Origin of the sequence: Amycolatopsis pretoriensis, assembly GCF_900107925.1 — a bacterium.
Taxonomy (GTDB): Bacteria; Actinomycetota; Actinomycetes; order Mycobacteriales; family Pseudonocardiaceae; genus Amycolatopsis; species Amycolatopsis pretoriensis.
Window position 1 is genome coordinate 223409 of the sequence record NZ_FNUJ01000007.1, and the last position, 26225, is coordinate 249633.

Here is a 26225-nt window from a genome sequence, read left to right on the forward strand (position 1 = left end):
TCAGTCCGCGATGCCCGCCCGGTAGGCGAAGGCGACCGCCTGCGCGCGGTCCCGTAGCCCGGCCTTGGTGAACAGGTGGTTCACGTGGGTCTTCACGGTCGCTTCGCTCACCACGAGCGTGCGCGCGATCTCCGTGTTCGACAGGCCCGCCGCGATCAGCCGCAGCACCTCGACCTCGCGGGCGGTCAGGCCTTCGACCTCCTTGACCCGCCGGGGTGTGCTGCGGGTGGCGGCCTCGACGAGCCGCCGCTGCAGCTCGCCGTCCACTGTGGACTGTCCGGCGGCCGCCGAGCGCAGCGCCCGCGCGATCGCTTCGGCGTCGGCGTCCTTGGTGAGGAAGCCGCGGGCGCCGGCGCGCAACGCGGCTAGCAGCGACTCGTCGTCGGCGTAGGTGGTCAGGACGACGACCTCGGTGTCCGGGTGCCCGGCGCGGATCCGTTCGGTGGTCTCGACGCCGTCGCAGCGCGGCATCCGCAGGTCGACCAGCACGACGTCGGGGTGGTGCTCGGCGACGAGGTCGAGTGCGGCCAGGCCGTCCGCGGCGGCGCCGACCACCTCGACGCCGGGCAGCAGTCCGAGCAGCGTGACCAGGCCTTCCCGGACCACCGCCTGGTCGTCGGCCAGCACGACGCGCAGCGTCACGCCGGCACCGTCAGGTGAATCCGCCATCCGTCCTCCCCCGGCCCGCTGTCCAGGTGCCCGTCGAGCAGGGCGACCCGTTCGCTCATCCCGCGCAAACCGTAGCCTGCCGCCGGCGCGTCCGGCGGCCGCCTGCCCTGCCGGTCGGTGACGGTCAGCGTCACCGAACCGGCGGTGTAGCCCAGCGTGACGTCGACGTCGGCGTGCGCCGCGTGCTTGCGCGTGTTGGCCAGCGCTTCCTGCACCGCGCGGACCAGGGCGGTGCCGACCGCGGCGTCGAGTTCGCGAGGTTCGCCTTCGACCTCGAGGTCGGCCCGCGCCCCGCTGTCGAGCCGGTAGGCGGCCAGCAGGTCGGCGATCGCGCGTTCGACGGGAACGGCGTCCTCGCGCAGCGCGGCCACGGCCTTGCGGGCCTCGGCCATGCCGTCCGAGGCCAGCTTCTGCGCCCGTTCGATCTGTGCGACGGCGTCCGGGCTCGCCCCGTCGCGCACCAGCATCAGCCGGGCGCCCTGCAGGTTCAGGGAAAGCCCGGCCAGCGAATGCGCGAGCACGTCGTGCAGCTCGCGCGCGATGCGGGCGCGTTCGGCGAGGGCGGCGGCGCGGGCGTGCTCCTCGGACGCCGTCTGCGCGCGGGCCAGCGCCAGCTCGGTCTGCTCGACCCGGGCGTTGCGCGTCCGCCGGTTCAGCCCCATGAGCACGATCACGGCGAGGACCGCGTAGGTCGACAGGGCGCTTTCCCAGAGGTCCTGGCGGGCCACCCAGACCACGGTGATCAGCGCGGCGTCCAGCACGATCGCCAGCACGATCGGTACCGGAGCTTGCCGCAGCACCACGAAGAACGTCGTGCTGAACATCGCCACCGTCGCCCAGCTGCCCGGCAGGGCCACCCACAGCGCGCCGGTGGACGCGATCACCGCGAGCGACAGGATCGCCGACGACGTCCGGGCGCCGAGGTCGGCGATCCACGGCATCGGGACCGACAGGACGAGGGTGATCCCGATCAGCACCCAGGCGACCGCGTCCGCGCGAGGCATCGTGGTGATCATCGGCACCGCGACGAGCCCCCAGCGCAGCCAGCCCTGTGCCGTGGGGAACGGGGGTCGTCGAGGCGTCATCAGGGGTGTCCTCCGCGGGTGCTTGTACGGAAAATGTACCGACGGGGGCTTCCCTTCGTGGGGTCAAGCTGTCTCGTTTGTCAGGAGGTAAGCCCCATGTCCAGGTTGCGACGGCTCGCCGTGTTCGCCGCCGCCGCGGCGCTGCCCGCGCTCGGCCTCACCCTCGCCGGCCAGGCGCCCGCGTCGGCCGCGCCCAACTTCCAGGTGCCGTTCAAGTGCGGGGTCACGGTGACCGCGGCGACGTTCAGCGGCCACAGCCCCGAGTACTCGGTCGACTTCCAGAAGTCGGGCATCACGGGCATGCCGGTGCTCGCCGCGGCGTCCGGCACGGTGACGCGGGTCGCCGACGAGGGCAGCACCAGCTACGGCAAGTGGATCGAGGTCGACCACGGCAGCGGCTGGCGGACCCGGTACGCGCACCTGTCGGCCCAGGAGGTCTCGGTCGGGCAGTCCGTCGGCCTCGGCAAGGAGCTCGGCAAGGCGGGTGCGACCGGCGGCGTCACCGGCCCGCACCTGCACTTCGAAGAGCGGCTGAACGGCGTGGTACAGAAGGCGAAGCTGAACGGCGTCGCCGTGCCGTACTACGCGCACACGAACTTCACGAGCAAGAACAACTGCGGCGGCAACCCGTACTCCGCCGAAGAGGTCTGCGGCGCCGGCTTTTCCGTCGTCGACCAGCAGGCGCTGGCGAACTCTTCGGGTACGGCGTACCTGCTGTACAACTCCTCGACCCAGGCGAACTGCGTGACGACGCTGAAGGCGACGTCGCTCGGCACGGCCAGCCCGGTCTCGGCCTTCCTGGAGGTCCAAGGTTCGGCGCGGGTGACCGACTCCGGCAGCTTCACCTACTACGCCGGGCCGGTGAAGAAGACCGCCGCCGCCACCTGCGTGAAGTGGGGCGGTTCGGTGGGCGGCAACACCTACGAAAGCGGGTTCGAGCACTGCGGCTGAGGCCGGACCGGTCGGTGGGGCCGGGCAGGATAGCCCGCCCCACCGACAAAAACCCGCCGCCCGGCCGCCGCCCGCCCGGTTCCGTCCACATCGGCCCCGCCCATCCACAGATTCGCCGCCACCGCCCCACCCGGCCCCGTCCTGCCCCACGCTGGAGGCATGACCACTTCCACCCCGACCGGCCGGCCGCCGGTCGACCTCCGAAGCCCCGCGCAGCTGCTGGCCGCGCTCCCGTACCTGATCGGGTTCCGGCCCGCCGGCTCGGTCGTCCTGCTCGGCCACCGGACCGACCGCGTGGGCCTGGTCCTGCGCGGCGACCTCCCGCACCCGGAAGACCGGGCCCAGCAGGCCCGGGCGCTCGCGGGGAGGTACGTCCTGTCGCCGCCCACGGGCGTGACGCTGGCGCTGATCGGCGGGCGGCGAAGACCCGGCAGCCCGCCACCGCACGCGGGCTTCGCGGCCGAGCTGGCCGACGCGCTCGGCGAGCTCGGCATCCCGGTGCTGCACGCGCTGTGGGCCGAGGACATCGCCGAGGGAGCACCTTGGGGCTGTTATGCGGATCCGGGCTGCGGCGGCGACCTCCCGGACCCGCGCGCGACCGTGGCGGCGGCATCGGCCGCGGAAGCCGGCTGGGTGGCCTTCGACAGCCGCGACGAGCTGGAGGCGCTGCTGGCTCCGCGGTCCCCGGACGCAGTGGCCCGCCGGAGTGCGTCGTTGTCCGGGATGTCGTCGTTGCCCTGGCCCGAGCCGGCGTGCGTTTCCGAAGCGGCAGCGGTGATCCGAGCGGCCTTCGAGCGCCAACGCCGCGGCGCGGGCCCGCCGACGGACGAGCAGGCGGTGTCGCTGGCGAGCGCGTTGACGCTCCCGGAGATCCGTGACGCGTGCCTGGGCATGGCGGTCCCACCCCACACCCCACCGGCGCGCGAGGCGGAACGGTTGTGGTTGACGCTGGTCCAGGAGCTCCCGGCCCCGGAGCGAGCCGAAGCGGCAACCCTGCTGGGCTACACGGCCTTCATGCGCGGCGACGGAGCATTCGCGGGAATGGCCCTGGACAACGCGCTGGAGGCGAACGGCGACCACGTGCTGGCGGGGTTGCTGAGAACGGTCCTGCGCCGCGGCATGCCCCCGAAGCAGTTGCTGGGGCTGGCGTTGGCAGCGGACCCGACGGGTCTGTCCGGGTTCGGGTTGGCGCCACCGGAGGCCGGCGCGGATCTGCCGGTGACTGTCTCTTGTGGACACGCGGAGTCCGTGGGAGACGAGTCCTGAGCCGGCGGGACACGGAAGTTCCGCCCGGCTGGTCCGATCCCGGGCGCACGTGCGCCGCGGCCGGGCCTGACCGCCACCAACCGGCGGTGGTCCGGCCCGGCCGGACGATCCGCGACCTCAGCCCAGCCGGGCCTGGGTGAATTCCCAAGCGTCGCGCACGATCCCCGCCAGTTCGGTCCGCTCCGGCTTCCACCCCAGGTCCTCCCGGGCCCGGTCGCTGGCCGCCACGAGCACCGACGGGTCGCCCGCCCGGCGCGGCGCCACCGCCGCCGGGATCGGGTGGCCCGTGACCTCCCGGCAAGCCTCGATCACCTGCAGAACGGAGAATCCCGTGCCGTTGCCCAAGTTGTAGATCCGGTGCGCACCCGCCGTGGCGCTCTTGAGCGCCAGCAGGTGCGCGTCCGCGAGGTCCACCACGTGGATGTAGTCGCGGACCGCGGTGTGGTCCGGCGTCGGGTAGTCGTCGCCGAAGATCTGGATCTTTTCGCGGTCGCCCGTGGCGACCTGGAGAACGAGGGGGATGAGATGGGTTTCCGTGGTGTGGCGCTCCCCGAACGCCCCGTACGCACCCGCGACGTTGAAGTACCGCAGGCTCACCGCGGCCAGTCCGTGCGCGCCGGCGAAGCTGGTGATCGCGTGGTCGATCGCGAGCTTCGTCGCGCCGTAGGTGTTGGTCGGCCGGGCCGGCGCGGACTCCGGGATCGGCGACTGCTCCGGCTCGCCGTACGTCGCCGCCGTCGAGGAGAAGACCAGGCGGGGCGTGCCGTGCTCGCGCATGGCCTCGAGCAGCCGCAGCGACGTGACGACGTTGCCTTCCCAGTACTTCGCCGGCTCTGTCATCGACTCTCCGACCAGCGACTTGGCCGCGAAGTGCAGCACGCCGTCGAAGCCCTCGCGCAGCAGGCTGCCCGCCACCTCGGCGGCGTCGCCCTCGACGAACCGCGCGTCCGGGTGGACGGCGTCCGCGTGGCCGGTGGACAGGTCGTCGACGACGGTGACCTGGTGCCCGGCCTCGATCAGCCGGGCGGCGCAGACACTGCCGACGTACCCGGCTCCGCCCGTCACGACCAGCTTCAGGGCGTTGCTCTGCTCCGACACGTCCAGGCCTTCCTGCCGAGGGTGATGACTGTCGCGGTCAGTCTTCCCCCTCGGCGGCGCGCGGGTCCGCGCGGGGCCTCAGACCTCGTCGCGACCCGCGCCGCGCGACGGCACCGCGGTGAACATCCGCGGCCGCCGGTAGCCGGCTTTTTCGTACGCCGCTTCGACGGCCGCCTTGACCCCGTCCAGGTCGGCGTCGCGGACCAGCGCGATCGCCGAGCCGCCGAAGCCGCCGCCGGTCATCCGCGAGCCGAGCGCGCCGGCTTCCCGCGCCGCGTCGACCGCGAGGTCCAGCTCGGCCGTGGAGATCCGGTAGTCGTCGCGCATGCTGACGTGCGAAGCGTCCAGGTACGGGCCGATGTCGGCCAGCCGGCCGGCGCGCAGCAGCTCCACCGTGTCGAGCACTCGCTGGTTCTCGGTGACGACGTGCCGCACGAGCGGCCGCAGGTCCTCGGGAAGCCGGTCGAGCGCGGAGCCGAGCCCTTCGACGGTGATGTCCCGGAGCGCCTTCACCTCGAGCAGCTCGGCGGCGCGCTCGGTGCCGCGGCGACGCTCGCCGTACCCGCCCTCGGCATGCGAGTGCTTCGTGCGGGTGTCCATGATCAGCACCTGCAGCCCGGCGTCGGCCAGGCCGAAGGGCACCTGCTCCTGCTCGCCGGAGCGCACGTCGAGGAACAGGACGTGGGACTCGGTGCAGCAGAGCGACGCCGTCTGGTCGAGCAGGCCGGTGGGCGCGCCGACGAAGTCGTTTTCCGAACGCTGGACCCACCGCGCCACCTGGGGCCGCGTCGGGACGCGCTCGCCGGGGGCGCCGAGCTCCAGCCCGGCCAGGCCCAGCAACGCCAGCGACACCGCGCACTCGAGCGCGTGAGAGGAGGACAGCCCCGCTCCCGACGGCACGTCCCCGGCGACGACCAGGTCGGCGCCGGCGGCGAAGCCCTGGTCGCGCAGCACCCAGGCGACCCCGGCCGGGTACGCGGCCCACCCGTCGACGGTGCCCGGCGCCAGGTCGGCGATCTTGAGCTCGCCGGAGCGCTGGAGCTGGCCGTCGTCGCCCAGGGTCGCGACGGACAGCACGCCGTCCTCGCGGGGTGACGCCGCCGCGGCCAGGCGGTGCGGCAGGGCGAACGGCAGCACGAAGCCGTCGTTGTAGTCGGTGTGCTCGCCGATCAGGTTGACGCGCCCGGGCGCGGACCACACGCCGGCGGGCGCGACTCCGTGGACCGTGCGGAACGCCGCCACGGCCTCCGAAGCGGGCCTCACCTGGCCTGCGCCAGGACTGCGTGCAGCGCGGAGCTGGCGACCTGGGCGGTGGTCTCGCCGCCGGTGACCTCGACGGTGCCGCCGGTGGCCTTGCCGATGGTGACCGTGCCGCCCGGCACGATGCCGACGGACTTGAGCTCGGTCATCAGCGACTCGTCCAGCTGGACGTGCTCGGCGATGCGCCGGATCTCGACGCGGCCGCCGCCGGTGCGGGCGAACTCGTCCAGCCGGACGAGGTCGGCCTCCGCGGGCGGGGCCGGGTCGCCGTCGCCCAGCTTGTCCAGACCGGGGATCGGGTTGCCGTAGGGGGAGGTGGTCGGGTGGTCGAGCAGCTTGACCAGCTTGCGCTCGACGGCCTCGCTCATCACGTGCTCCCACCGGCACGCCTCGTTGTGCACGTGCTCCCACTCGAGCCCGATGACGTCGACGAGGAGGCGCTCGGCCAGGCGGTGCTTGCGCATGACGGCGATGGCCAGCTCGCGGCCGTGGTCGGTCAGCTGGAGGTGCCGGTCGTCGGCGACCACGACGAGGCCGTCGCGCTCCATCCGGGCGACGGTCTGGCTCACGGTCGGGCCGCTCTGCTGCAGGCGCTCGGCGATGCGGGCGCGCAGCGGAACGACACCTTCTTCTTCGAGCTCGTAGATCGTACGCAAGTACATCTCGGTGGTGTCGATGAGATCGTTCACGCTGTCCCCTTCGTCCGCGTTGCTCATCGTAGTCGTTGACCCCGACGGCGGCGGCGGGCCTTGGACTAACAACTCGCCGGTGACGGATATGTCCGCACCCCGGCGCGGCCGGGTGGGCGGCCGCTGGAAGATGGGAGGCATGCGTCCGCTGATCAGCACCACCGACCTCGCCGCCGCGCTGGCCGGCCCGGCCGGGGACCGGCCCGTGGTCCTCGACGTCCGCTGGCGGCTCGCCGGCCCGCCCGGCGCCGATTCGTACCGCGAAGGCCACGTGCCCGGCGCGGTCTTCACCGACCTCGACCGCGTGCTCGCGGGCGAGCCGGGCGAGGGCGGCCGCCACCCGCTGCCCGACCCGGCCCACCTGCAGCGCGACCTGCGCGCGGCCGGCGTCCGGGCGGGGGAGCCGGTGGTGGTCTACGACGACGCCGACGGCTCGGTGGCGGCGCGGGCGTGGTGGCTGCTGCGCTGGGCCGGTCACGACGAGGTGGCGGTACTCGACGGCGGTTACGCTGCGTGGACGGCCGGCGGTCACCCGGTGAGCACGGAGCAGCCGGAGCCCGAGCCGGGGGACATCACGGTCCGGCCGGGCGGCATGCCGGTGCTCGACGCGGACGAGGCAGCGGCCCTGGCCCGCGACGGCTTGCTGCTGGACGCACGCGCGAACCCGCGCTACACGGGCGAGACCGAGCCGGTCGACCCCCGGGCGGGCCACATCCCTGGAGCGGTGAACGCCCCGTTCGCCGGCCACACCACGGACGACGGCCACTGGCACGCCCCGGAGGAGCTGGCAGCCCGGTTCGCGGACCTGGGCCTGCGCCCGGGTGAGCCGGTAGCGGCGTACTGCGGCTCGGGAGTGACGGCGAGTTCGGTGGTGCTGGCCCTGGAGCTGGCAGGGCACCCGGGCGCGGGGCTGTACGCGGGCTCGTGGTCCCACTGGTCCCGCGACCCCCAGCGCCCAGCCGCGACGGGCGACCTGCCCGGCTGAGCAGCTTCGAAGGAGCGAGCCGGGCGGCCGGCCGCCCGGGAACGCGGCCGGCCGAGCCGCGGTGGACCGGCGGGCGGCCCAGCGCGCCGGGCTGCACCAGCGCCTGCGAGGAAGGCGCCGGCCGAGCACCGCGCCGGCGGCGGGCCCCGAGGGAGCGCAGCGCCCGTGAGGTAGGGGCCGGTCGAGCATCGTGCCGGGCTGCGCTAGCGCCCGTGAGGTAGGTGCCGGTCGAGCATCGTGCCGGGCTGCGCCAGCGCCCGCGAGGAAGGCGCCGGTCGAGCACCGCGCCGGCGGCGGGCCCCGGGGAGCGAGCACCCGCGCCGGCGACCGCCCCTCGACAGCGCCGCGCCGCTCGGGCTACCCCGCGCCGCTCACTTCCGGTCCACGCGTTCCCTCGATCGGCACTACAGTCGACCCCATGTCGCCGGCCGTCGTTTGGGACTCCGCCCTTCTCGGTTATGACCTGGGTGGGGATCACCCCTTCAACCCCGTCCGGCTGGAGCTCACCGTCCGGCTGGCCACCGAACTCGGCGTGCTCGACGACGTCCCGCTCCTGATCCCCACCGGTGCCGGTGACGAGGAACTCCTCCGGATCCACGCCCCCGAATACATCGCCGCCGTGCGGGAGGCGCCGCTTGTCGGGTGGGATGTCGGGCACGGGCTCGGGACCTCCGACAATCCCGTCTTCTCCGACATGCACGATGCCTCCGCGCTCGTCGTCGGCTCGACGTTGCTCGCCGCCCGGAAGATCGCCGAAGGCGAGGCCACGCGCGCGGTCAACATCGCCGGGGGGCTGCACCACGCCATGCGCGACCAGGCGGCCGGCTTCTGCGTCTACAACGACTGCGCCGTCGCCATCTCGTGGCTGCTCGACCACGGCTTCGACCGCATCGCCTACATCGACACCGACGTCCACCACGGCGACGGCGTCCAGGCCGCCTTCTACGACGACCCCCGCGTCCTCACCATCTCGATGCACCAGCACCCCTTCACGCTCTGGCCGGGCACGGGCTACTCCGCCGAAACCGGCCGCGGGAAGGCCGACGGGACTTCCGTCAACGTCCCGTTGCCGCCGCGCACCCGGGACCCGGGCTGGCTGCGCGCCTTCAACGCCGTCGTTCCCTCACTGCTCGCCGACTTCGAACCACAACTGCTCTTCACCCAGTGCGGCGTCGACTCGCACGAGGAAGACCCGCTGGCCGACCTCTCGCTCTCCGTCGACGGCCACCGCACCATCTACGCCACCCTCCGGGACCTCGCCGAGACCTACGCCGGCGGCAAGTGGATCGCCGTCGGCGGGGGCGGATACCAGCTGATCCGGGTCGTCCCGCGGTCGTGGACGCACCTGATCGCCACCGTCCTCGACCGGGACGTCGCCCCCGCGACGCCGCTGCCGCCGGGCTGGGTCGGAACCGTCTCCAAGGCCGCGCCGAACGCCGAACTGCCGCACGCCATGACCGACGAGCGCGAAACCGCCTTCAAACCCTGGGGCGACGGCGAAGACGACCCGGTCGACGTCGCCGTCCGGGACACCCGCCGCGCCGTCTTCCCCCTGCACGGCCTCGACCCGGACGACCCCAGGGACTGACCATGACCGGCCGGGACCCCTTCGACTACCCCCGCGACTGGGAGGCCGACGTCGTGCTGTCCGACGGCGGCACCGTCCACCTGCGCCCGATCGTCCCCACCGACGCCGACGGCCTCGTCGCCTTCCACGGCAAGCTCTCCGAGCGCACCCGCTACTTCCGCTACTTCGGCGCCTACCCGCGGATCCCGGAGAAGGACCTCAAGCGGTTCTCGACCGTCGACCACCACGACCGCGTCGCGTTCGCCGCCTTCCTCGGCGACGACATCGTCGCGGTCGGGCGGTACGAACGGCTCGACCACGGGCCGTCGGCGGAGGTCGCCTTCGTCGTCAGCGACGCCCACCAAGGCCGCGGGCTCGGCTCGATCCTGCTCGAACACCTCGCCGCGGCCGCCTCCGAATGCGGGCTGCGCCGGTTCGTCGCCGAGGTGCTCGCCGAGAACGCCGCCATGGTGCGGGTCTTCCGCGACGCCGGCTACCAGGTCAGCCGCGAGATCGAGGAAGGCGTGCTGCACCTGGAGTTCGACATCGACCCGACCGAGGAGTCCCTCGCCGTCGCGCGCTCGCGGGAGCAGGCCGCCGAGGCGCGCAGCGTGCACAACCTGCTGCACCCGACGTCGGTCGCGGTGATCGGCGCGTCCGCCGAGCCGGGCAAGGTCGGCCACGTCGCCTTCGTGAACCTCCTGGCCGCCGCGTTCACCGGCACCGTCTACCCGGTCAACCCGGAGCACCGCTCGGTCCGGGGCGTCCGCGCGTACCCGTCGGTGCTGGACATCCCGGACCCGGTCGACCTGGCCGTCGTCGCGGTGCCCGCCGAGTCCGTCGAGTCCGTTTTGGACGCTTGCCTCGCCAAGGGCGTCAAGACGCTGCTGATCCTCTCCAGCGGCTTCGCCGAAGCCGGGCCGCACGGCCTGCACGCCGAGCTGCGGCTGGTCGGCGAGGCGCGGGCGCACGGCATGCGCGTCGTCGGCCCGAACGCCCTCGGCGTGCTGAACACCGCGCCCGGCATCCGGCTCAACGCCACCCTCGCGCCACGCCTGCCCGGGCGCGGGCGCACCGGGTTCTTCTGCCAGTCCGGCGCGCTGGGCACCGCGATCCTCGCCGACGCCGAATCGCGCGGCCTCGGCCTGTCGACGTTCGTCTCGGCCGGCAACCGCGCCGACGTCTCGGGCAACGACCTGCTGCAGTACTGGGAAACCGACCCGGACACCGACCTCGTGCTGCTGTACCTCGAGTCCTTCGGCAACCCGCGCAAGTTCGCCCGGCTGGCGAGGAGGCTGGCTCGCACGAAGCCGATCGTCGCGGTCAAGTCGGGGCGGCACGCGGTCCGCCCGCAGCTGGCCGCGACGTCGACGGAGATCGACGAGGCCAGTGTGCAGGCCCTGTTCGAGCAGGCCGGTGTCGTGCGGGTGGAATCGCTGGCGCAGCTGTTCGACACCGCGCTCGTGTTCGCCCACCAGCCGCTGCCCGCCGGGCCGCGGATCGGCATCGTCGGCAACTCCAGCGCGATCGGGCTGCTGGCCGCCGACACCGCGCGGATGCAGGGCCTGCGGCTGGCCTTCGACCCGATCGACGTCGGCCCGCAGGCCGGCCCGGACGACTTCGCCAAGGCGGTCGGCGAGGCGCTCACCTCGCCGGACACCGACGCGCTGGTCGTCGTGTTCGCCCCGCCGGTGGCGATCCCCGGCACGGCGTACGCGCGCGCCTTGCGTGAAACCGTGGTCGAACTCGGGCAGCAGAAGCCGATCGTCTCGACGTTCCTGGCCGCCGAAGGCGTCCCCGACGAACTGGCCGTCTCGACGGGCGACGGCGTGCCGACGCGCGGCTCGATCCCGTCGTACCCGAGCCCGGAACGCGCGGTCAACGCGCTCGCCCGGGTCGTCCGGTACGCGGCCTGGCGGCAGCGCCCGCAGGGCACGCTGATCCGGCCGGCCGGGATCCACACCGAGCAGGCGCAGGGACTCGTGCGCGAGCTGCTCGAAACCGAAAGCGGCAAGACGACGCTGCTGTCCGACACCGACGTCGTGCGGCTGCTGGGCTGCTACGGCATCGACGTCGTCCCGTTCCGCGTGGCGTCCACAGTGGACGAAGCTGTCGCCGCGGCGGCCGAGCTGGGCTACCCGGTGACGCTCAAGGCCGTCGACGAGCGGCTGCGCGGCCGGCCCGACCTGGCCGGGGTGCGGCTCGACCTGGCGTCCGAAGACGCCGTTCGCACCGCTTACGAGACCCTGCGCGAGGTCTCCGGCGACGACGACGTCTACGTCCAGCGGATGGCCCCGAAGGGCCTGTCGTGCGTGATCGGGCTGCAGGACGACCCGTCGTTCGGCACGCTCGTGTCGTTCGGGCTGTCCGGGCTCGTCAGCACGCTGCTGGGCGACCGCGCGTACCGGGCGGTGCCCCTCACCGACGTCGACGCGGCCACGCTGCTGCGCGAGCCGCGGACCGCGCCGCTGCTGACCGGCTACCGCGGCGACGAGCCCGCCGACCTCGCCGCCCTGCAGGACATGGTGCTGCGCGTCGCCGCGCTCGCCGAGGACAACCCGGAGGTGCGGTCGCTGGTGCTCGACCCGATCCTGGCGTCGCCCGACGGCGCTTTCGCCGCCAACGCCCGTCTGGTGCTGGGGCCGCCGCCGTCGCGGCCCGACACCGGCCCGCGGCGCCTGCGCGCCATCAACCCCTTGGACTGAGCATGCCGACCTTGACCGAGGTGCTGACCGAACACGCCACCGACGTGCCGGGCGCGGTGGCGCTCGTCGCGCACGGCGAAGGGCTCGAAGTGACGGCTGTGGGCTCGGCCGACGCCGAGGGCACCGTGCCGATGGCGCGCGACTCGCTGTTCCGCATCGCGTCGCTGACCAAGCCGATCGTCGCCGCGGCGCTCCTGCTGCTCGTCGACGACGGCGAGCTCGCGCTGGACGACCCGATCGCGCGCTGGCTGCCGGAACTGGCGTCCCCGGTGGTCGTGCGGACGCCGGCCGGGCCGGTCGACGACGTCGTGCCCGCCGTCCGCCCGATCACGGTGGCCGACCTGCTGACGTTCCGCTGCGGGTACGGCCTCGCGGCGGACCTGACGCTGCCCGCGGTCGACCTGCTGCTGCAGGTGCTCGGCCTGCCGGCGGCGGCGCAGGCGCTGGCGCCGGACGAGTGGCTGGCCGCGCTGGCGCAGGTGCCGCTGCTGCACCAGCCGGGGGAGGCGTGGCTGTACGACACCGGTTCGGACCTCCAGGGTGTGCTGATCGCGCGGGTGTCGGGCCGGTCGCTTCCGGAGTTCCTGGCGGAGCGGTTGTTCGAGCCGCTGGGCATGGCCGACACGGGGTTCGCGGTGCCGACCGCCGCGCTGGGCCGGTTCACCAGCGCGTACCGGCCCGGCGAGAACGGGCTGCGGCTGATCGACTCGCCGGAGGGCCGGTGGAGCGCCGCGCCGGCGTTCCCGTCCGGCGCGGCGGGCCTGGTCTCGACGGCCGACGACCTGCTGGCGTTCGCCCGGTTCCTGCTGGACGACGGCACGGTCGGCGACCACCGGCTGCTGACGGCGCGGTCGGTGCACGCGATGACGACCGACCACCTGACGCCGGCCCAGCGCGAGGCCGGCCGGGTGTTCCTGCACGGCCAGGGCTGGGGCTACGGCGGCTCGGTCGACGTCGAGGCGAAGCAACCGTGGGAGGTCCCGGGCCGCTACGGCTGGGTGGGCGGCGCGGGAACGGCCTGGCACCTGCGCCCGGCGACGGGCACGGTCACCGTCCTGCTGACGCAGGTCGAGATGACCAGCCCGGAACCGACCGAGCTGATGCGCGAGTTCTGGACGTACGCGGCTTAGCCTCCCGCGAGCTCGTCACCGAGCGCCAGCAGCTGCGGGGTCGCCGGGCCGAGCTCGAATTCGAGGCGCTTCGCCGCGGTGAAGTAGCGGTGCACCTCGTGGTCCACGTCGATGCCGACACCGCCGTGGACGTGCACCGTCGTGTGGGCCACGCGGTGTCCCGCCTCCGCGGCCCAGAACTTGGCCGTCGCCACCGCTTCCGCCGCCGGCCGGTCCGAGGCCAGCTGCCAGGCGGCCTGCAGCGACGTCAGGCGCACCGCCTCGACGTCGACGTAGGCGTCCGCGAGGCGCTGGCGGACCGCCTGGAAGCCGCCGATGACGTGGTCGAACTGCTTGCGCTCGGCCGCGTACGCCGCGGTCAGCTCCAGGGATCGCTCGACGACGCCGAGCTGCTGCGCGCACACGCCGACCGTCCCGCGCAGCCGCAGCCACTCGCCGATGTCTCCCAGGGAAACCCCCGGCACACCGGACAGTTCGAGCAGGCACGCGTCCGCGTGGTCGGTCGTCGCCTGCGGCCGCACCGAGACGCCGGACGCGGCCGCGTCGACCAGGAAGACCTCGCCGGACGCCGCCACGAGGAACCCGTGGGCGAACGCGCCGAACGCCACCGCGGACCGCGAGCCCGAAAGCACGCCGTCCGAAGCCGTGAACCCGGACAGCGCCACCGCTAGAACACGTTCTCCTCGCAGGACCGGCAGCACCCAGCGGTCCACCAGCTCAGGCGTGCCGAACTCGGCCAGCGCGGCCGCCGCCATCGTGATCGACGGCAGGTACGGCACCGCCGCCACCCCGCGGCCGATCTCGGTGAGCACCGCGCACTGCTCCAAGAGGCCGAACCCGCCGCCGCCCAGCGCCGACGGCAGGGCCGCGTCGAGCACGCCCGCCTGGCCCAGCGCCGTCCACAGTGGAGCGTCGAAGCCGCCGCTGCCGTGCGGATCATGGGTCGCCTTGTCGGCAACGATCCGCCGGGTCAGCGCGGCCAGATCGGCCGACGCCTCGGAAGGGGTGAAGTCCATGAGACGCTCCTAGCGCGTGACGGGCAGGCCGAGGGCGGTCGCGGCGATCATGTCCCGCTGGATCTCGTTGGTGCCGCCGCCGAAGGTGAGGATCAGCGCCGAGCGGTGCAGCCGCTCGATCCGCCCGGCCAGCAGCGCGCCCGGCGAGCCGTCGCGGACGACGGCGGCCGCGCCCAGCACCTCCATCAGCAGCCGGTAGGCCTCGATCGCGAACTCCGTGCCGTACACCTTCGTCGCCGACGCCTCCGCCGGCCCGAGCTCGCTCGCCGCGGCCGCCCAGGCGATCCGCCAGTTCCGCAGCTTCAGGTACTCCGCCCCGGCGTGCACCCGCGCGAGGTGCACCCGCACCCATTCCTGGTCGATGGCACCGGTTTCCTTCGCCCACGCCAGGACGTCGGCGAGGGCCTTGCGGACCGGCGCCGACGACGTCAGCGCGACGCGCTCGTGGTTGAGCTGGTTGGTGATCAGCGGCCAGCCGGCGTTCTCCTCGGCGACGCGCGCCGACACCGGCACGCGCACTTCGTCGTAGTACGTCGCGCTCGTCCCGGCGCCCGCGACCGTGCGCACCTTGGTCCACGAAAACCCGGGAGCCGACGTCGGCACGATCAGCATCGACAGCCCGCGGTGCTTCTTCGCGTCCGGGTCGGTCCGGACGGCGAGCCAGACGTAGTCGGCGTATTCGATCAGGCTCGTCCACATCTTCTGCCCGGTGACGACGTACTCGTCGCCGTCGCGCACCGCGCGCGTCCGCAGCGACGCGAGGTCGGTGCCGGCCTCCGGCTCCGAGTAGCCGATCGAGAAGTGCAGCTCGCCGGCGGCGATCTTCGGCAGGTAGAACGCCTTCTGCTCGTCGGTGCCGTAGCGCATGATGGTCGGCCCGACGGTGTTGACCGTGAGGAACGGGACCGGCACCCCGGCGACCGCCGCCTCGTCGGTGAAGATGAGCTGGTCGAGCATCGACCGGTCCTGCCCGCCGTACTCCTTCGGCCAGCCCAGCGCGAGCCAGCCGTCCTTGCCCAGCTGCCGGACGATCTCCTTGTACGCCACGCCATCGCCGTACTCGTCGCCCGCGCGCAGGCTCTCCCGCCGCTCCGGCGTCATCAGCTCGGCGAAGTACTCCCGAAGCTCCGCGGCCAGCGCGCGCTGCTCCGGTGTGTAGTCGATCCGCACCCGTCACCTCGATCCGGCGTTATAGTAGAACCTGTTCTAGTTGTACCAGGACTCACGCGGCGGAGGAAGCATGGAGATCGGCGTCGATCGTTCGCTCTGCGAGGCGAACGCGGTGTGTGTCGGGTTCGCGCCGGACATCTTCGACCTGGACGACGACGAAGAACTCGTCATCCAGCCGGGCCCGGTGTTAGCCGATCGAATAGAACAAGTTACAGATGCGGTCAAAGGCTGCCCGAAGAACGCCCTGTTCATCGCCGGTTAGCGGTGTTCACTGAACCTCTTGCGAAGAGCAAGAACAGATTCTAGTGTAGGCGCGGTCACAGGACTCGACGAGGAGGCCTTGCGTGAGCCTGACCGGCAGGACAGCGATCGTAACGGGCGCCGCCGCGGGATTGGGACGGGCCGAAGCCCTCGCCCTCGCCGCGCGCGGGGCCACCGTCGTCGTCAACGACATCACCGAGGCCAAGGACGTCGTCGAAGAGATCGAAGGGGCAGGTGGCAAGGCTGTCGCGGTCGCCGGTGACGTCGGCGACCGGACGACTGCGGACGCGCTCGTGGCCGCCGCGCTCGACCTCGGCGGGCTCGATATCGTGGTCAACAACGCGGGCGTGCTGCGCGACAAGATGCTCTTCTCGATGTCCGACGACGAGTGGGACACCGTCCTGCGCGTCCACCTGCGCGGCCACTTCCTGTTGTCCCGCAACGCGACGAAGTACTGGCGCGACAAGTCCAAAGCGGACGGACAGCCGGTGTACGGCCGGCTGGTCAACACCGCGTCCGAGGCGTTCCTCATCGGCTCGCCCGGTCAGCCCAACTACGCCGCGGCGAAGGCGGGTATCACCGCGCTCACCATGTCGGCCGCCCGCGGCCTGGCCAAGTACGGCGTCCGCGCCAACGCGATCTGCCCGCGCGCGCGGACGGCGATGACCGAGGGCGTGTTCGGCTCCGCTCCCGCCGAGGGGGCCGATCCGCTCTCGGTCGAGCACGTCGCCCCCTTCGTCGCCTACCTCGCTTCGCCGGCCGCCGAGCACGTCAACGGCCAGGTGTTCATCGTCCACGGCGGCGCCGTCTCGCTGGTCGGGGCGCCGCGGATCGAGCAGCGCTGGTCCCTCGACGAGCTCGAGACGTCGGTCAGCACCTTCTTCGCCGACCGCGACCCCGGCCGGATGTTCGCCGCCACCGAAATCCTGGGAGAGTCATGAGGCTGGACGGGAAGATCGCCCTCATCACCGGCGCCGCGCGCGGCCAGGGCGAAGCGGCCGCACGCGCGTTCGTCGCCGAGGGCGCGAAGGTGCTGCTCGCCGACATCCTCGACGACGAGGGCAAGCAGCTCGCCGCCGAGCTGGGGGAGCGGGCCGTCTACCAGCACCTCGACGTCGGCGACGAGGACGGCTGGGCCGCCGCCGTCGACCGGGCGGCCACCGAGTTCGGCGCGCCGAACGTGCTGGTCAACAACGCGGGCATCCTCCACTTCTCGGAACTCGGCAAGACGACGCTGGCCGACTACGAACGCGTCATCCGGGTGAACCAGATCGGGGCGTTTCTCGGGATGCGCTCGGTCGTTGAACCGATGACCGCCGCCGGCGGTGGCTCCATCGTCAACGTGTCCTCTGTGGAGGGACTGGCCGGGATGCCCTACCTGATCGCCTACACCGCGAGCAAGTTCGCCATCCGCGGGATGACCAAGGTCGCCGCGATGGAGCTCGGCCGCAAGCACATCCGCGTCAACTCGGTGCACCCCGGCGCGATCGACACGCGGATGGTCGAGACCGCGGCGGGCGGGCAGAAAGTCGACATGTCGTACGTCGGGAAGAAAGTGGCGCTCGGCCGGGTCGGGCAGCCGGAGGACATCGCGAAGCTCGTCCTCTTCCTGGCCAGCGACGAAAGCGCGTACTGCACGGGAGCGGAGTTCGTCGCGGACGGCGGCGCCACGGCGTCGCACGCGCTCAACCTCAGTTTCTGACCGCAAGATCAGTTAACACCGCTAACGAAAATCGGGCACCGGGTATGGAGAACACTCGGAGGTCAGCGACGACCTACTGGGAGGTGTGGTGAGCGAGAGCACGGGCACGCTCCCGGGAACCGCGGCCCTGACCCAGGTCGGCCGCCTCGCGACGCTTTCCTGGGAAGTCCTGCGCGCGATCTTCAAACGCCCGTTCCAGGCGCGGGAATGGATCCAGCAGTGCTGGTTCTTCGCCAGCGTCACGATCCTGCCGACCGCGCTGGTCGCCATTCCGTTCGGCGCCGTGATCGCGTTGCAGCTCGGTTCGCTGACCGCGCAGATCGGCGCCCAGTCGTTCACCGGCGCGGCCAGCGCGCTCGCCATCGTGCAGCAGGCCAGCCCGCTGATCACCGCGCTGCTCGTGGCGGGCGCCGGCGGCAGCGCGGTCTGCGCGGACATCGGCGCGCGCAAGATCCGCGAAGAGATCGACGCCATGGAGGTCCTCGGCGTCAACCCGATCCAGCGCCTGATCGTGCCGCGGGTGCTCGCCGCGATGGTCGTTTCGGTGCTGCTCAACGGCTTGGTCAGCGTCGTCGGCGTGCTCGGCGGCTACTTCTTCAACGTCGTCCTCCAGGGCGGCACGCCCGGCGCGTACCTGGCCAGCTTCAACGCGCTGGCCCAGGTGCCGGACCTCTGGGTCAGCGAGATCAAGGCGCTGCTGTACGGCTTCGTCGCCGGGGTCGTCGCCGCGTTCCGCGGGCTGAACCCGCCGCCCGGGCCGAAGGGCGTCGGCGACGCCGTCAACCAGGCCGTCGTCATCACGTTCCTGCTGCTGTTCCTCATCAACGTCGTGCTCACCGCGATCTACCTGCGGATCGTCCCGCCGAAGGCCATGTGATGACGGCGGAACCGATCGACCGCGACCGGACGCTCGAGTACATCGCGCGTCCCGGCCAGAGCCTGGAAGGCCTCGGCAAGCAGCTTGCGTTCGCCGCGAAAGCCCTCGCCTGGTCGCCGCGCACGATCCGCCGCTACGGCCGGGAAACGCTGCGGCTGCTCACCGAAGTCTGCTTCGGCACCGGCGGCCTCGCCGTCATCGGCGGCACGCTCGGCGTGATGATCGGGATGACGCTGTTCACCGGTCTCATCGTCGGTCTGCAGGGCTATTCCGCGCTGAACCAGCTCGGCACGGCCGCGCTCACCGGGTTCATCTCCGCCTACTTCAACACCCGCGAAGTCGCGCCGCTGTCGGCCGGGCTCGCGTTGTCCGCGACCGTCGGCTGCGGCTTCACCGCCCAGCTCGGCGCGATGCGGATCTCCGAGGAGATCGACGCCCTGGAAGTCATGGGCGTGCCGAGCATGCCCTACCTGGTGACGACCCGCGTGCTCGCCGGCGTCGCCGCGGTCATCCCGTTGTACGCGGTCGGCCTGCTTTCGAGCTACCTCGCGTCCCGGCAGATCACCATCTGGCTCTACGGCCAGTCCGCGGGCACCTACGACCACTACTTCACGCTCTTCCTGCCACCCGGCGACGTCCTCTGGTCGTTCGGGAAGGTGATCGTGTTCAGCGTGCTCGTGATCCTGTCCCACTGTTATTACGGCTTCAATGCCAGCGGCGGCCCGGCCGGCGTCGGCGTCGCGGTGGGCCGTGCGGTGCGGACGTCGATCGTGCTGATCTCGGTGCTCGATTTCTTCCTGTCGCTGGCGATCTGGGGCGCGAACACGACGGTGAGGATCTCCGGATGAGGCGCGAGCTCTGGCAGCGGCTCCGGTACCAGGTGCTGGGGCTCGCCTTCCTGCTCGTCGCCGCCCTGTTCATCACGCTCACGCTCGCCGTCTACAACAAGGCCTTCACGCCGGTGACGCTCGTGAAGCTGGAGACCGACCGCGTCGGCAGCCAGCTGCGCACCGGCGGCGACGTCAAGGTCCGCGGCGTGCTCGTCGGCGAAGTCCGTTCGGTGCTGGCGAAAGGCGACCACGCCGAGCTGGAGCTGGCCCTCGATCCGGACAAGACGCACGTCATCCCGCGGAACGTCTCCGCGCGCTTGCTGCCGAAGACGTTGTTCGGCGAGCGGTACGTCTCGCTGCAGCTGCCCGAGACGTCCGAGGGCCCGATCAAGGCCGGTGACGTCATCCCGCAGGACCGCAGCAGCGCGGCGATCGAGCTGCAGAAAGTCCTCGACGACGTCATGCCGCTGCTGCAGGCCGTCCAGCCGGAGAAGCTCTCGAGCACGCTGACGGCGGTGTCGACCGCGCTCGAGGGCCGCGGCAAGCAGCTCGGCCAGACCCTCGTGCAGCTGAGCGACTACCTCGGCAAGCTGAACCCGTCGCTGCCGGACGTCAAAGCCGACATCACCGGCCTCGCGAACGTCGCGAACACCTACGACAAGGCCGCGCCGGACCTGCTGCAGGCGCTGTCGGACCTGACGACGACCAGCCGGACGATCGTCGACCAGCGCGCGCAGCTGACCGACCTCTACGCCACCGTCACCGCGGCGTCGGTCGACCTGACGAGCTTCCTGCAGGTGAACAAGGACAACCTGATCCGGCTCACCACGGCCATCCAGCCGACGCTCGACGTCCTCGCGAAGTACGCGCCCGAATACCCGTGCCTGATGCGTCAGCTCGCCGAATCCGTGCCGCGCGCGGAACTGGCGTTCGGCAAGGGCACCGCGCACCCCGAGGTCAGCCGGGTCACCATCGAGTTCGCCGCCAGCCGCGGCAAGTACCTGCCCGGCGTGGACGAGCCGAAATACGACGACAAGCGCGGCCCGCGCTGCTACCCGCAGGTCCCGAAGCCCGGCGTCTGGCCGCAGTACCCGCCCGACGGCGCGATCGAGGACGGTTCCAGCAAGCCCGCGCCGCCCAAGAACCCGCCCGAGACGCTGCCCGCCGGCGGCGGCGCCATCGGCGGCGACGGCACGATCGTCGGCTCGGCCTACGAAACCGACCTGATCGACCTGCTCGCCTCGCCCGCGCTCGGCACCTCGCCCGGTGACGTGCCCGGCTGGGCCGGTCTGATCGTAGGGCCGCTCTACCGCGGGGCGGAGGTGGAGCTGAAATGAGGAACTTCGCCGGCTCACTGATCAAGCTCGCGGTGTTCGCCGTCGTCACCGTGCTGCTCACCGGGGTCCTGGCGGCCACCATCGCGAACACGAACTTCGGCGAGACGGCCGGCTACCTGGCGAAGTTCACCGACGCGTCCGGGCTCAAGGAAGGCGACGACGTCCGCATCGCCGGGGTCAAGGTCGGCCAGGTCGACGCGATCGGGGTGGTCGAAGGCGAGCGGAACTTCGCCGAGGTGCGGTTCGACGTCGAGCAGGCCTACCGGCTGCCCGAGACGGTGACCGCGACGATCAAGTACCGCAACCTCGTCGGCCAGCGCTACCTCGCGCTCGGCACCGACGTGCCGGGCGATCGCGCGTTACCCGACGGCGGCACGATCCCGCCCGAGCGCACCAAGCCCGCGCTCAACCTCACCGTGCTGTTCAACGGGTTCAAGCCGCTGTTCAAGGCGTTGAGCCCCAAGGACGTCAACCAGCTCTCGGCCGAGATCATCAGCGTCTTCCAGGGCGAGGGCGGCACGATCACCAGCCTGCTGCAGCACACCGCGTCGCTCACGACGGCGATCGCGAGCAAGGACCAGGTGATCGGCCAGGTCATCGCGAACCTCAACACCGTGCTCGGCACGGTCAACGCCCACGGCCCGCAGCTCGGCGACCTCATCGAGCAGACGCAGAAGCTGGTCAGCGGCCTGGCCGAGCAGCGCAAGCCGATCGGCGACGCGGTCAGCGCGCTCGGCGACCTCGCGGTGTCCACGACGGGCCTGCTCGCCGACGCGCGCCCGGCGCTCAAGGACGACGTCGCCCAGCTCGGCGTGCTGTCGCAGAACCTCGGCGACTCCGGCGAACTGCTCAACCACCTGCTCGAAGTGCTGCCGGGCAACCTGCAGAAGTTCACCCGGACGCTGAGCTACGGCAGCTGGTTCAACTACTACCTGTGCGGGATCACCGGCACCATCGGCATTTCCTCGCTCGACATCACCGTGCCGATCGTCCCCCTTCCCGGTACGAAGCGCGCGGAGAGGTGTGGTCCGTGAAGCCGCTGAAGGATCGCAACCAGGCGGGAGTCGGCGCGGTCGCGCTCGTGCTGATCGTGCTCGTCACCGCCACGACGTACTTCTCCGACCAGCTCCCGTTCTTCGGCAACGGCACGACCTACTCGGCGTACTTCGGCGAGTCCGCCGGGCTGGCGCCGGACAACGAGGTCGAAGTCGCGGGCGTGAAGGTCGGCACGGTGTCGTCGGTGAAGCTGGCCGGCAAGCAGGTCCTCGTGCGCTTCCGCGTCAAGGACGTCCGGGTCGGCGACGCGACGACGGCGTCCATCGAGATCAAGACGCTGCTGGGGGAGAAGTACCTCGCGCTCGACCCGAAGGGCGACGGCGCGCAGGAGCCGGACACCACGATCCCGCAGGCCCGCACGCGCACGCCGTTCCAGCTGCAGGACGCGTTCGAGCAGCTCTCGACGACGGTCGGCGACATCGACACGAAGCAGCTCGCGGACAGCTTCAACGCGTTGTCCGACAGTCTCAAGGACAGTCCGCAGTACCTGAAGGACACGCTGACGGGGTTGTCATCATTGGCGCGCACCGTTTCCTCCCGCGACGCCGACCTGCACACACTGCTGGCCAACACGAGCCAGGTGTCGAAGACGCTGTCCGACCGCAACGCCCAGCTGCAACGCGTGATCAGCGACGGCAACCTGCTGCTGGGCGAGCTGCAGAACCGCAAGAAGGCGATCAACGCGCTGCTCACCGGCACCCAGCAGCTCTCGCAGCAGCTCACCGGGCTCGTCCAGGACAACCGCGCGCAGCTCAAGCCGACGCTGGACAAGCTCGGGAAGGTGACCGACATCCTGCAGCGCAACCAGGGCAACCTCGACAAGAGCCTGCAGCTGATGGCGCCGTTCGCCCGCGTCGGCGCGAACGCGACCGGCAACGGCCGCTGGTTCGAGGGCTACCTGTGCGGGCTGCTGCCGCCAACGATCAACGCCGGCGTGGTGACGATCAACCCCGAAGGCTGCACCCCGCCGATCGCGGCGCCGAACCAGGGGGTGGGTGGCCGATGACCATCCGGACCTATCGCGGCCGCAGCCTGGTGACGTGGCTGGCGTTCGCGTGCGTGCTCGCATTGCTGCTCACCGCGGGATTGTGGCTGGTGTTCCGTGCGTCGACCGGCACTGTGGTGTCCGCCTACTTCGGCAAGACCGTCGGGCTCTACGCGGGTTCGTCGGTGCGGGTGCTCGGCGTGCCGGTCGGGCAGGTCACCGACGTCACGCCGCAGGGTGACGCGGTGCGCGTGGACATGCGTGTCGACGACGTGTCCCTGCCGGCCGACGTCGGCGCGGTCGTCGTCGCGCCGAGCCTGGTCAGCGACCGGTACGTCCAGCTGACCCCGGCCTACGACAACGGCCCGACCCTGGCTTCGGGAACGGTGCTGGCGAAGGACCGCACGGCGACGCCGGTCGAACTGGACGACCTGTATTCGAGCCTGGACAAGCTGTCGACGGCGCTGGGACCCAACGGCGCCAACAAGGACGGCGCGCTGTCCGGCGTCCTGGACACCGCGGCGAACACGTTGAAGGGCAACGGCGCTTCGCTGAATTCGACGGTCGGGCAGCTCGCCGACCTGGCCAAGACCCTCGACGGTTCGAAGGACGACCTGTTCTCGACCGTGCAGAACCTGAATTCGTTCACCGGCGCCCTGGCCCAGAGCGACCAGCAGCTCAACGAGTTCTACGGCCGCGTCGCCGACGTCAGCCAGTTCCTCGCGGCGGACTCGTCCGACGTCGGCGCGGCTCTGCAGTCCCTCGGCGGGGCGCTCGGCGACGTCCAGCAGTTCGTCAACGACAACAAGGGCGCACTGGAGTCCAATGTGGACAAGCTGGCGTCGCTGTCGAAGGTCCTGGTCGACCAGCGGGCCGCGTTGGCCGAGGTGCTCGACATCGCCCCGACCGGCGCGACGAACTTCATCAACTCCTACGACGCCGCGTCGGGCACGATCGCCGTCCGCGACAACCTCAACGAGCTGACCAACCCGCCGATCCTCACCGTGTGCCGGCTGATCAGCTCGTTCACGCCGAAGGAAGTGCCGGACACGCTGGGGAACATCTGCAAGCAGCTGGCGCCGGTCCTGGACGGCGCGTTGAAGCTGCCGACCATCCCCCAGGTGCTCAATTCCCTGCAGAACGGCACTTTGCCGCCGTTGCCGCTCCCGCTGGTCGACGTCATGGAGCAGCTGACGGGCGGTGCGAAGTGAAGCGGCTCGCGGGAGTGCTCGCCGGGGTGCTCGTACTGGCGGCCTGCAGCGACGGCGGGTTCAACGGCCTTTACGGAACTCCGCTGCCGGGCGGCGCGGACGTCGGCGACCACCCGTACCACGTCACGGCGTTGTTCACCGACGTCCTGGACTTGGTGCCGCAGTCCAGCGTCAAGGTCAACGACGTCGCCGTCGGGCGGGTCGACAAGATTTCCTTGACGCCGGACACGCGGTCCGCGTTGGTCGCGATGACCGTGAACGGTGACATCGCGTTGCCCGCCAACGCGCGGGCCGAGCTGAAGCAGTCCTCGTTGCTGGGGGAGAAGTTCGTCGAGCTGAGCGTGCCGACGGCCGAGCCGGCGTCCGGTCACCTAAGTAATGGCGCCCAGATACCGCTCGGGCGGACGAACCGCAACCCCGAGGTCGAGGAGGTGCTCGGCGCGCTTTCCCTGCTGCTCAACGGCGGCGGCGTCGAGCAGATCCAGAAGATCAGCCACGAGCTGAACGACGCGTTGTCCGGCAACGAGCCGGAGATCCGCGCGCTGCTGTCGCGTGTGGACGAACTGGCGACCCAGCTCGACGGGCACCGCACCGAGATCCTCCGCGCGATCGACGGTCTCGGCAAGCTGTCGCACACTTTGGCCGGCCAGACGCAGAACCTGACGAACGCGCTCGACAACCTGGCACCGGGCCTGAAGATCGTCACCGATCAACGCGACCAGCTCGTCGGCATGCTGAACGCGCTGAACACGTTGTCCGGCGTCGCCGTCGACACGGTGACGAAGAGCCGCGACCAGCTCGTCGCGAACCTCAAGGCGCTGCAGCCGACGTTGACGAAGCTCGGCGAGGCCGGTGCCGATCTGCCGAACGCGTTGCAGATCCTGCTGACGTACCCGTTCCCGGACTACGCGGGCAACGTGATCAAGGGTGACTACGCGAACGTCGAGGCGAACGTGAACCTCGACCTGGACACGCTGATCTCGAACTTCACGAACTCGTCGCAGCCGCCGATCGCGTTGCCGGCCGGGCAGCCGTCCGCCGTCGCGCCGCCGTTGCCGCTGCCCGACCTCGGTCCGGTTCCGCAGTCCGCCGGGCCCGACCTGCTGGGCGGCCTGCTCGGCCTGATCGGGGGTGGCAGGTGACCACCCGCAAGATCCGGATCCAGCTGTTCGCGTTCGTCGTCATCGCGGTGGTGTCGGTCGTCTACGCCGGCGGCCACTACGCGGGCCTGGACCGGTTGTTCGGCAACCGCGGCTATGTCGTCACCGCGCAGCTGACCGACTCCGGCGGCGTCTTCGTCAACTCCGAGGTCGCCTACCGCGGCGTGACGGTCGGGCGGGTGACAGGGATGACGCTGACCGAGCACGGCGTCGACGTCGCGCTCGACATCGACGCGGGCGCCCCGGAAATCCCGGCCGACGCGCACGCGCAGGTGGCGAACCGGTCGGCGGTGGGGGAGCAGTTCGTCGACCTGCTGCCGTTGCACGACGGCGGGCCGTTCCTGAAGGACGGTTCGGTGATCACGGCGGACAAGACGTCGCTGCCGCCGTCGCCGGACACGGTGCTGTCGCATTTGGACGATCTCGTCGCGAGCGTGCACCCGGAGTCGCTGCGGACGGTCGTCGACGAGACGTACAACGCGTTCGCCGGCGCGGGCCCGGAACTGCAGCAGCTGCTGGACAGCACGGGCTCGCTGACCGCCGTCGCCGCGCAGTACGTCCCGCAGACGCAGGGGTTGCTGTCGAACTCGCGGGTGGTCCTGGACACGCAGCAGCGGCAGGCGGCGAACATCACCGACTTCGCTTCGGGTTTGCGCACGATCGCGGGCCAGCTCAAGAAGTCCGACCCGGACCTGCGGCGCGTGATCGCTCAGGCGCCGCAGCTGAGCCGGCAGATCAGCGACGTGCTCGCCGCGTCCGGGACGGATCTGGGCGTGCTGTTCGCGAACCTGCTGACGACGGCGCAGATCACGTCGTCCCGGCGCGATTCCCTCGAGGAACTGTTGGTGGCGTACCCGATCATCGGGGCGTTCTCGCCATCGACGTCCCCGGACGGCACGGGACACCTCGGCGTGGTGTTCAACTTCTTCGACCCGGCGTCGTGCACGAAGGGGTACGAGGGGACGAAGCAGCGTCCGGCGAACGACCAGACCGAGGCGCCGGTGAACATGAACGCGTACTGCGCGGAGCCGCCGGGCAGCCCGACCGGAGTTCGCGGGGCGCAGAACGCGCCTTACGCGGGAAAGCCACCGGCGATTCCGGCGGCGCCATCGCAGCAGGCTGCCTCTTCGTCGCCGCCGCAGCTGCCGGGAATGCTGAGCCTGCTGACGGGGCCGTCGTCCGGTGGCCTCGGCCGGCTGTTGGGCGCCCCGTGAG

The 26225-nt window shown here is 71.6% G+C and carries 24 protein-coding genes; 17 read left to right on the forward strand and 7 right to left on the reverse strand.

Annotation, left to right across the window (positions count from 1 at the left end; all coding sequences use genetic code 11):
* A complete protein-coding gene (locus BLV96_RS30770) occupies positions 1 to 642 on the reverse strand; it encodes a response regulator (protein ID WP_086684497.1) in 642 nt (213 codons plus the stop codon).
* Positions 639 to 1754 carry a sensor histidine kinase gene (locus BLV96_RS30775; protein ID WP_086684500.1) on the reverse strand — a complete coding sequence of 372 codons (1116 nt, stop codon included), beginning with the start codon at positions 1752 to 1754 and terminating at the stop codon, positions 639 to 641. Before BLV96_RS30775 ends, BLV96_RS30770 begins: the two co-directional genes overlap by 4 nt.
* 96 nt (positions 1755 to 1850) lie before the next feature.
* Between BLV96_RS30775 and BLV96_RS30780 the strand changes: the two genes are divergently transcribed.
* Together BLV96_RS30780 and BLV96_RS30785 are read left to right on the forward strand one after the other, a co-directional pair.
* Positions 1851 to 2705 carry a M23 family metallopeptidase gene (locus BLV96_RS30780; RefSeq protein ID WP_091389718.1) on the forward strand — a complete coding sequence of 285 codons (855 nt, stop codon included), beginning with the start codon at positions 1851 to 1853 and terminating at the stop codon, positions 2703 to 2705.
* 159 nt (positions 2706 to 2864) lie between these two features.
* Positions 2865 to 3971 carry a DUF4192 domain-containing protein gene (locus tag BLV96_RS30785; protein WP_086678067.1) on the forward strand — a complete coding sequence of 369 codons (1107 nt, stop codon included), beginning with the start codon at positions 2865 to 2867 and terminating at the stop codon, positions 3969 to 3971.
* Between the two features lie 117 nt (positions 3972 to 4088).
* On the opposite strand, the gene galE is transcribed toward BLV96_RS30785, so the two are convergent.
* From galE to BLV96_RS30800, 3 genes are all read right to left on the reverse strand, one after another.
* Positions 4089 to 5069 carry a UDP-glucose 4-epimerase GalE gene (gene galE / locus BLV96_RS30790; RefSeq protein ID WP_086678065.1) on the reverse strand — a complete coding sequence of 327 codons (981 nt, stop codon included), beginning with the start codon at positions 5067 to 5069 and terminating at the stop codon, positions 4089 to 4091.
* Positions 5070 to 5147: 78 nt separating this feature from the next.
* Entirely contained in the window at positions 5148 to 6332 is a 1185-nt protein-coding gene (gene galK, locus BLV96_RS30795) for a galactokinase (RefSeq protein ID WP_086678063.1), read from the reverse strand.
* Complete coding sequence (locus tag BLV96_RS30800; protein WP_086678061.1) at positions 6329 to 7045, reverse strand: iron-dependent transcriptional repressor DtxR; 717 nt, start codon at positions 7043 to 7045, stop codon at positions 6329 to 6331. Before BLV96_RS30800 ends, galK begins: the two co-directional genes overlap by 4 nt.
* A gap of 112 nt (positions 7046 to 7157) precedes the next feature.
* Here BLV96_RS30800 and BLV96_RS30805 point away from each other — a divergent pair, with 112 nt between their 5' ends.
* The 4 genes from BLV96_RS30805 to BLV96_RS30820 all read left to right on the forward strand — a co-directional run bounded on the left by BLV96_RS30805 (position 7158) and on the right by BLV96_RS30820 (position 13405).
* Entirely contained in the window at positions 7158 to 8003 is an 846-nt protein-coding gene (locus BLV96_RS30805; RefSeq protein ID WP_086678059.1) for a sulfurtransferase, read from the forward strand.
* 418 nt (positions 8004 to 8421) lie between these two features.
* A complete protein-coding gene (locus BLV96_RS30810; protein WP_086678057.1) occupies positions 8422 to 9591 on the forward strand; it encodes an acetoin utilization protein AcuC in 1170 nt (389 codons plus the stop codon).
* Positions 9592 to 9593: 2 nt separating this feature from the next.
* Complete coding sequence (locus BLV96_RS30815; protein WP_086678056.1) at positions 9594 to 12275, forward strand: bifunctional acetate--CoA ligase family protein/GNAT family N-acetyltransferase; 2682 nt, start codon at positions 9594 to 9596, stop codon at positions 12273 to 12275.
* Positions 12276 to 12277: 2 nt separating this feature from the next.
* Positions 12278 to 13405 (forward strand): serine hydrolase domain-containing protein, encoded by a 1128-nt coding sequence (locus BLV96_RS30820; protein WP_086678054.1) that lies wholly within the window; start codon positions 12278 to 12280, stop codon positions 13403 to 13405.
* On the opposite strand, the gene BLV96_RS30825 is transcribed toward BLV96_RS30820, so the two are convergent.
* Both BLV96_RS30825 and BLV96_RS30830 read right to left on the reverse strand, forming a co-directional pair.
* Positions 13402 to 14421, reverse strand: a complete 1020-nt coding sequence (locus BLV96_RS30825) for an acyl-CoA dehydrogenase family protein (protein WP_086678052.1) — start codon at positions 14419 to 14421, stop codon at positions 13402 to 13404. The two genes, BLV96_RS30820 and BLV96_RS30825, sit on opposite strands and share 4 nt — an antisense overlap.
* A gap of 9 nt (positions 14422 to 14430) precedes the next feature.
* A complete protein-coding gene (locus BLV96_RS30830) occupies positions 14431 to 15591 on the reverse strand; it encodes an acyl-CoA dehydrogenase family protein (RefSeq protein WP_086678051.1) in 1161 nt (386 codons plus the stop codon).
* A gap of 70 nt (positions 15592 to 15661) precedes the next feature.
* On the opposite strand from BLV96_RS30830, the gene BLV96_RS30835 reads away from it, so the two are divergent.
* The 11 genes from BLV96_RS30835 (at position 15662) to BLV96_RS30885 (ending at position 26224) form a co-directional block, all read left to right on the forward strand.
* Positions 15662 to 15853 carry a ferredoxin gene (locus BLV96_RS30835; RefSeq protein WP_086678049.1) on the forward strand — a complete coding sequence of 64 codons (192 nt, stop codon included), beginning with the start codon at positions 15662 to 15664 and terminating at the stop codon, positions 15851 to 15853.
* Between the two features lie 82 nt (positions 15854 to 15935).
* Positions 15936 to 16793 (forward strand): 3-oxoacyl-ACP reductase, encoded by an 858-nt coding sequence (locus BLV96_RS30840; RefSeq protein WP_086678047.1) that lies wholly within the window; start codon positions 15936 to 15938, stop codon positions 16791 to 16793.
* Positions 16790 to 17554, forward strand: a complete 765-nt coding sequence (locus BLV96_RS30845) for a glucose 1-dehydrogenase (RefSeq protein ID WP_091389721.1) — start codon at positions 16790 to 16792, stop codon at positions 17552 to 17554. Before BLV96_RS30840 ends, BLV96_RS30845 begins: the two co-directional genes overlap by 4 nt.
* 88 nt (positions 17555 to 17642) lie before the next feature.
* Complete coding sequence (locus BLV96_RS30850) at positions 17643 to 18431, forward strand: MlaE family ABC transporter permease (RefSeq protein ID WP_086674213.1); 789 nt, start codon at positions 17643 to 17645, stop codon at positions 18429 to 18431.
* Positions 18431 to 19279, forward strand: coding sequence for an MlaE family ABC transporter permease (locus tag BLV96_RS30855; RefSeq protein ID WP_167379789.1), 849 nt, complete (start codon positions 18431 to 18433; stop codon positions 19277 to 19279). The genes BLV96_RS30850 and BLV96_RS30855 overlap by 1 nt, the downstream gene beginning before the upstream one ends.
* On the forward strand, positions 19276 to 20598 hold the full coding sequence (locus BLV96_RS30860) for an MCE family protein (RefSeq protein ID WP_086674192.1): 1323 nt from the start codon (positions 19276 to 19278) through the stop codon (positions 20596 to 20598). Before BLV96_RS30855 ends, BLV96_RS30860 begins: the two co-directional genes overlap by 4 nt.
* Entirely contained in the window at positions 20595 to 21632 is a 1038-nt protein-coding gene (locus BLV96_RS30865; RefSeq protein ID WP_086674193.1) for an MCE family protein, read from the forward strand. The genes BLV96_RS30860 and BLV96_RS30865 overlap by 4 nt, the downstream gene beginning before the upstream one ends.
* A complete protein-coding gene (locus BLV96_RS30870) occupies positions 21629 to 22660 on the forward strand; it encodes an MlaD family protein (RefSeq protein ID WP_167379790.1) in 1032 nt (343 codons plus the stop codon). Before BLV96_RS30865 ends, BLV96_RS30870 begins: the two co-directional genes overlap by 4 nt.
* Positions 22657 to 23850, forward strand: a complete 1194-nt coding sequence (locus tag BLV96_RS30875; protein WP_086674195.1) for an MCE family protein — start codon at positions 22657 to 22659, stop codon at positions 23848 to 23850. Before BLV96_RS30870 ends, BLV96_RS30875 begins: the two co-directional genes overlap by 4 nt.
* Positions 23847 to 24992 carry an MCE family protein gene (locus BLV96_RS30880; RefSeq protein WP_086674196.1) on the forward strand — a complete coding sequence of 382 codons (1146 nt, stop codon included), beginning with the start codon at positions 23847 to 23849 and terminating at the stop codon, positions 24990 to 24992. The genes BLV96_RS30875 and BLV96_RS30880 overlap by 4 nt, the downstream gene beginning before the upstream one ends.
* Complete coding sequence (locus BLV96_RS30885; protein ID WP_086674197.1) at positions 24989 to 26224, forward strand: MCE family protein; 1236 nt, start codon at positions 24989 to 24991, stop codon at positions 26222 to 26224. Before BLV96_RS30880 ends, BLV96_RS30885 begins: the two co-directional genes overlap by 4 nt.
* The last annotated feature ends 1 nt before the right edge of the window (position 26225 follow it).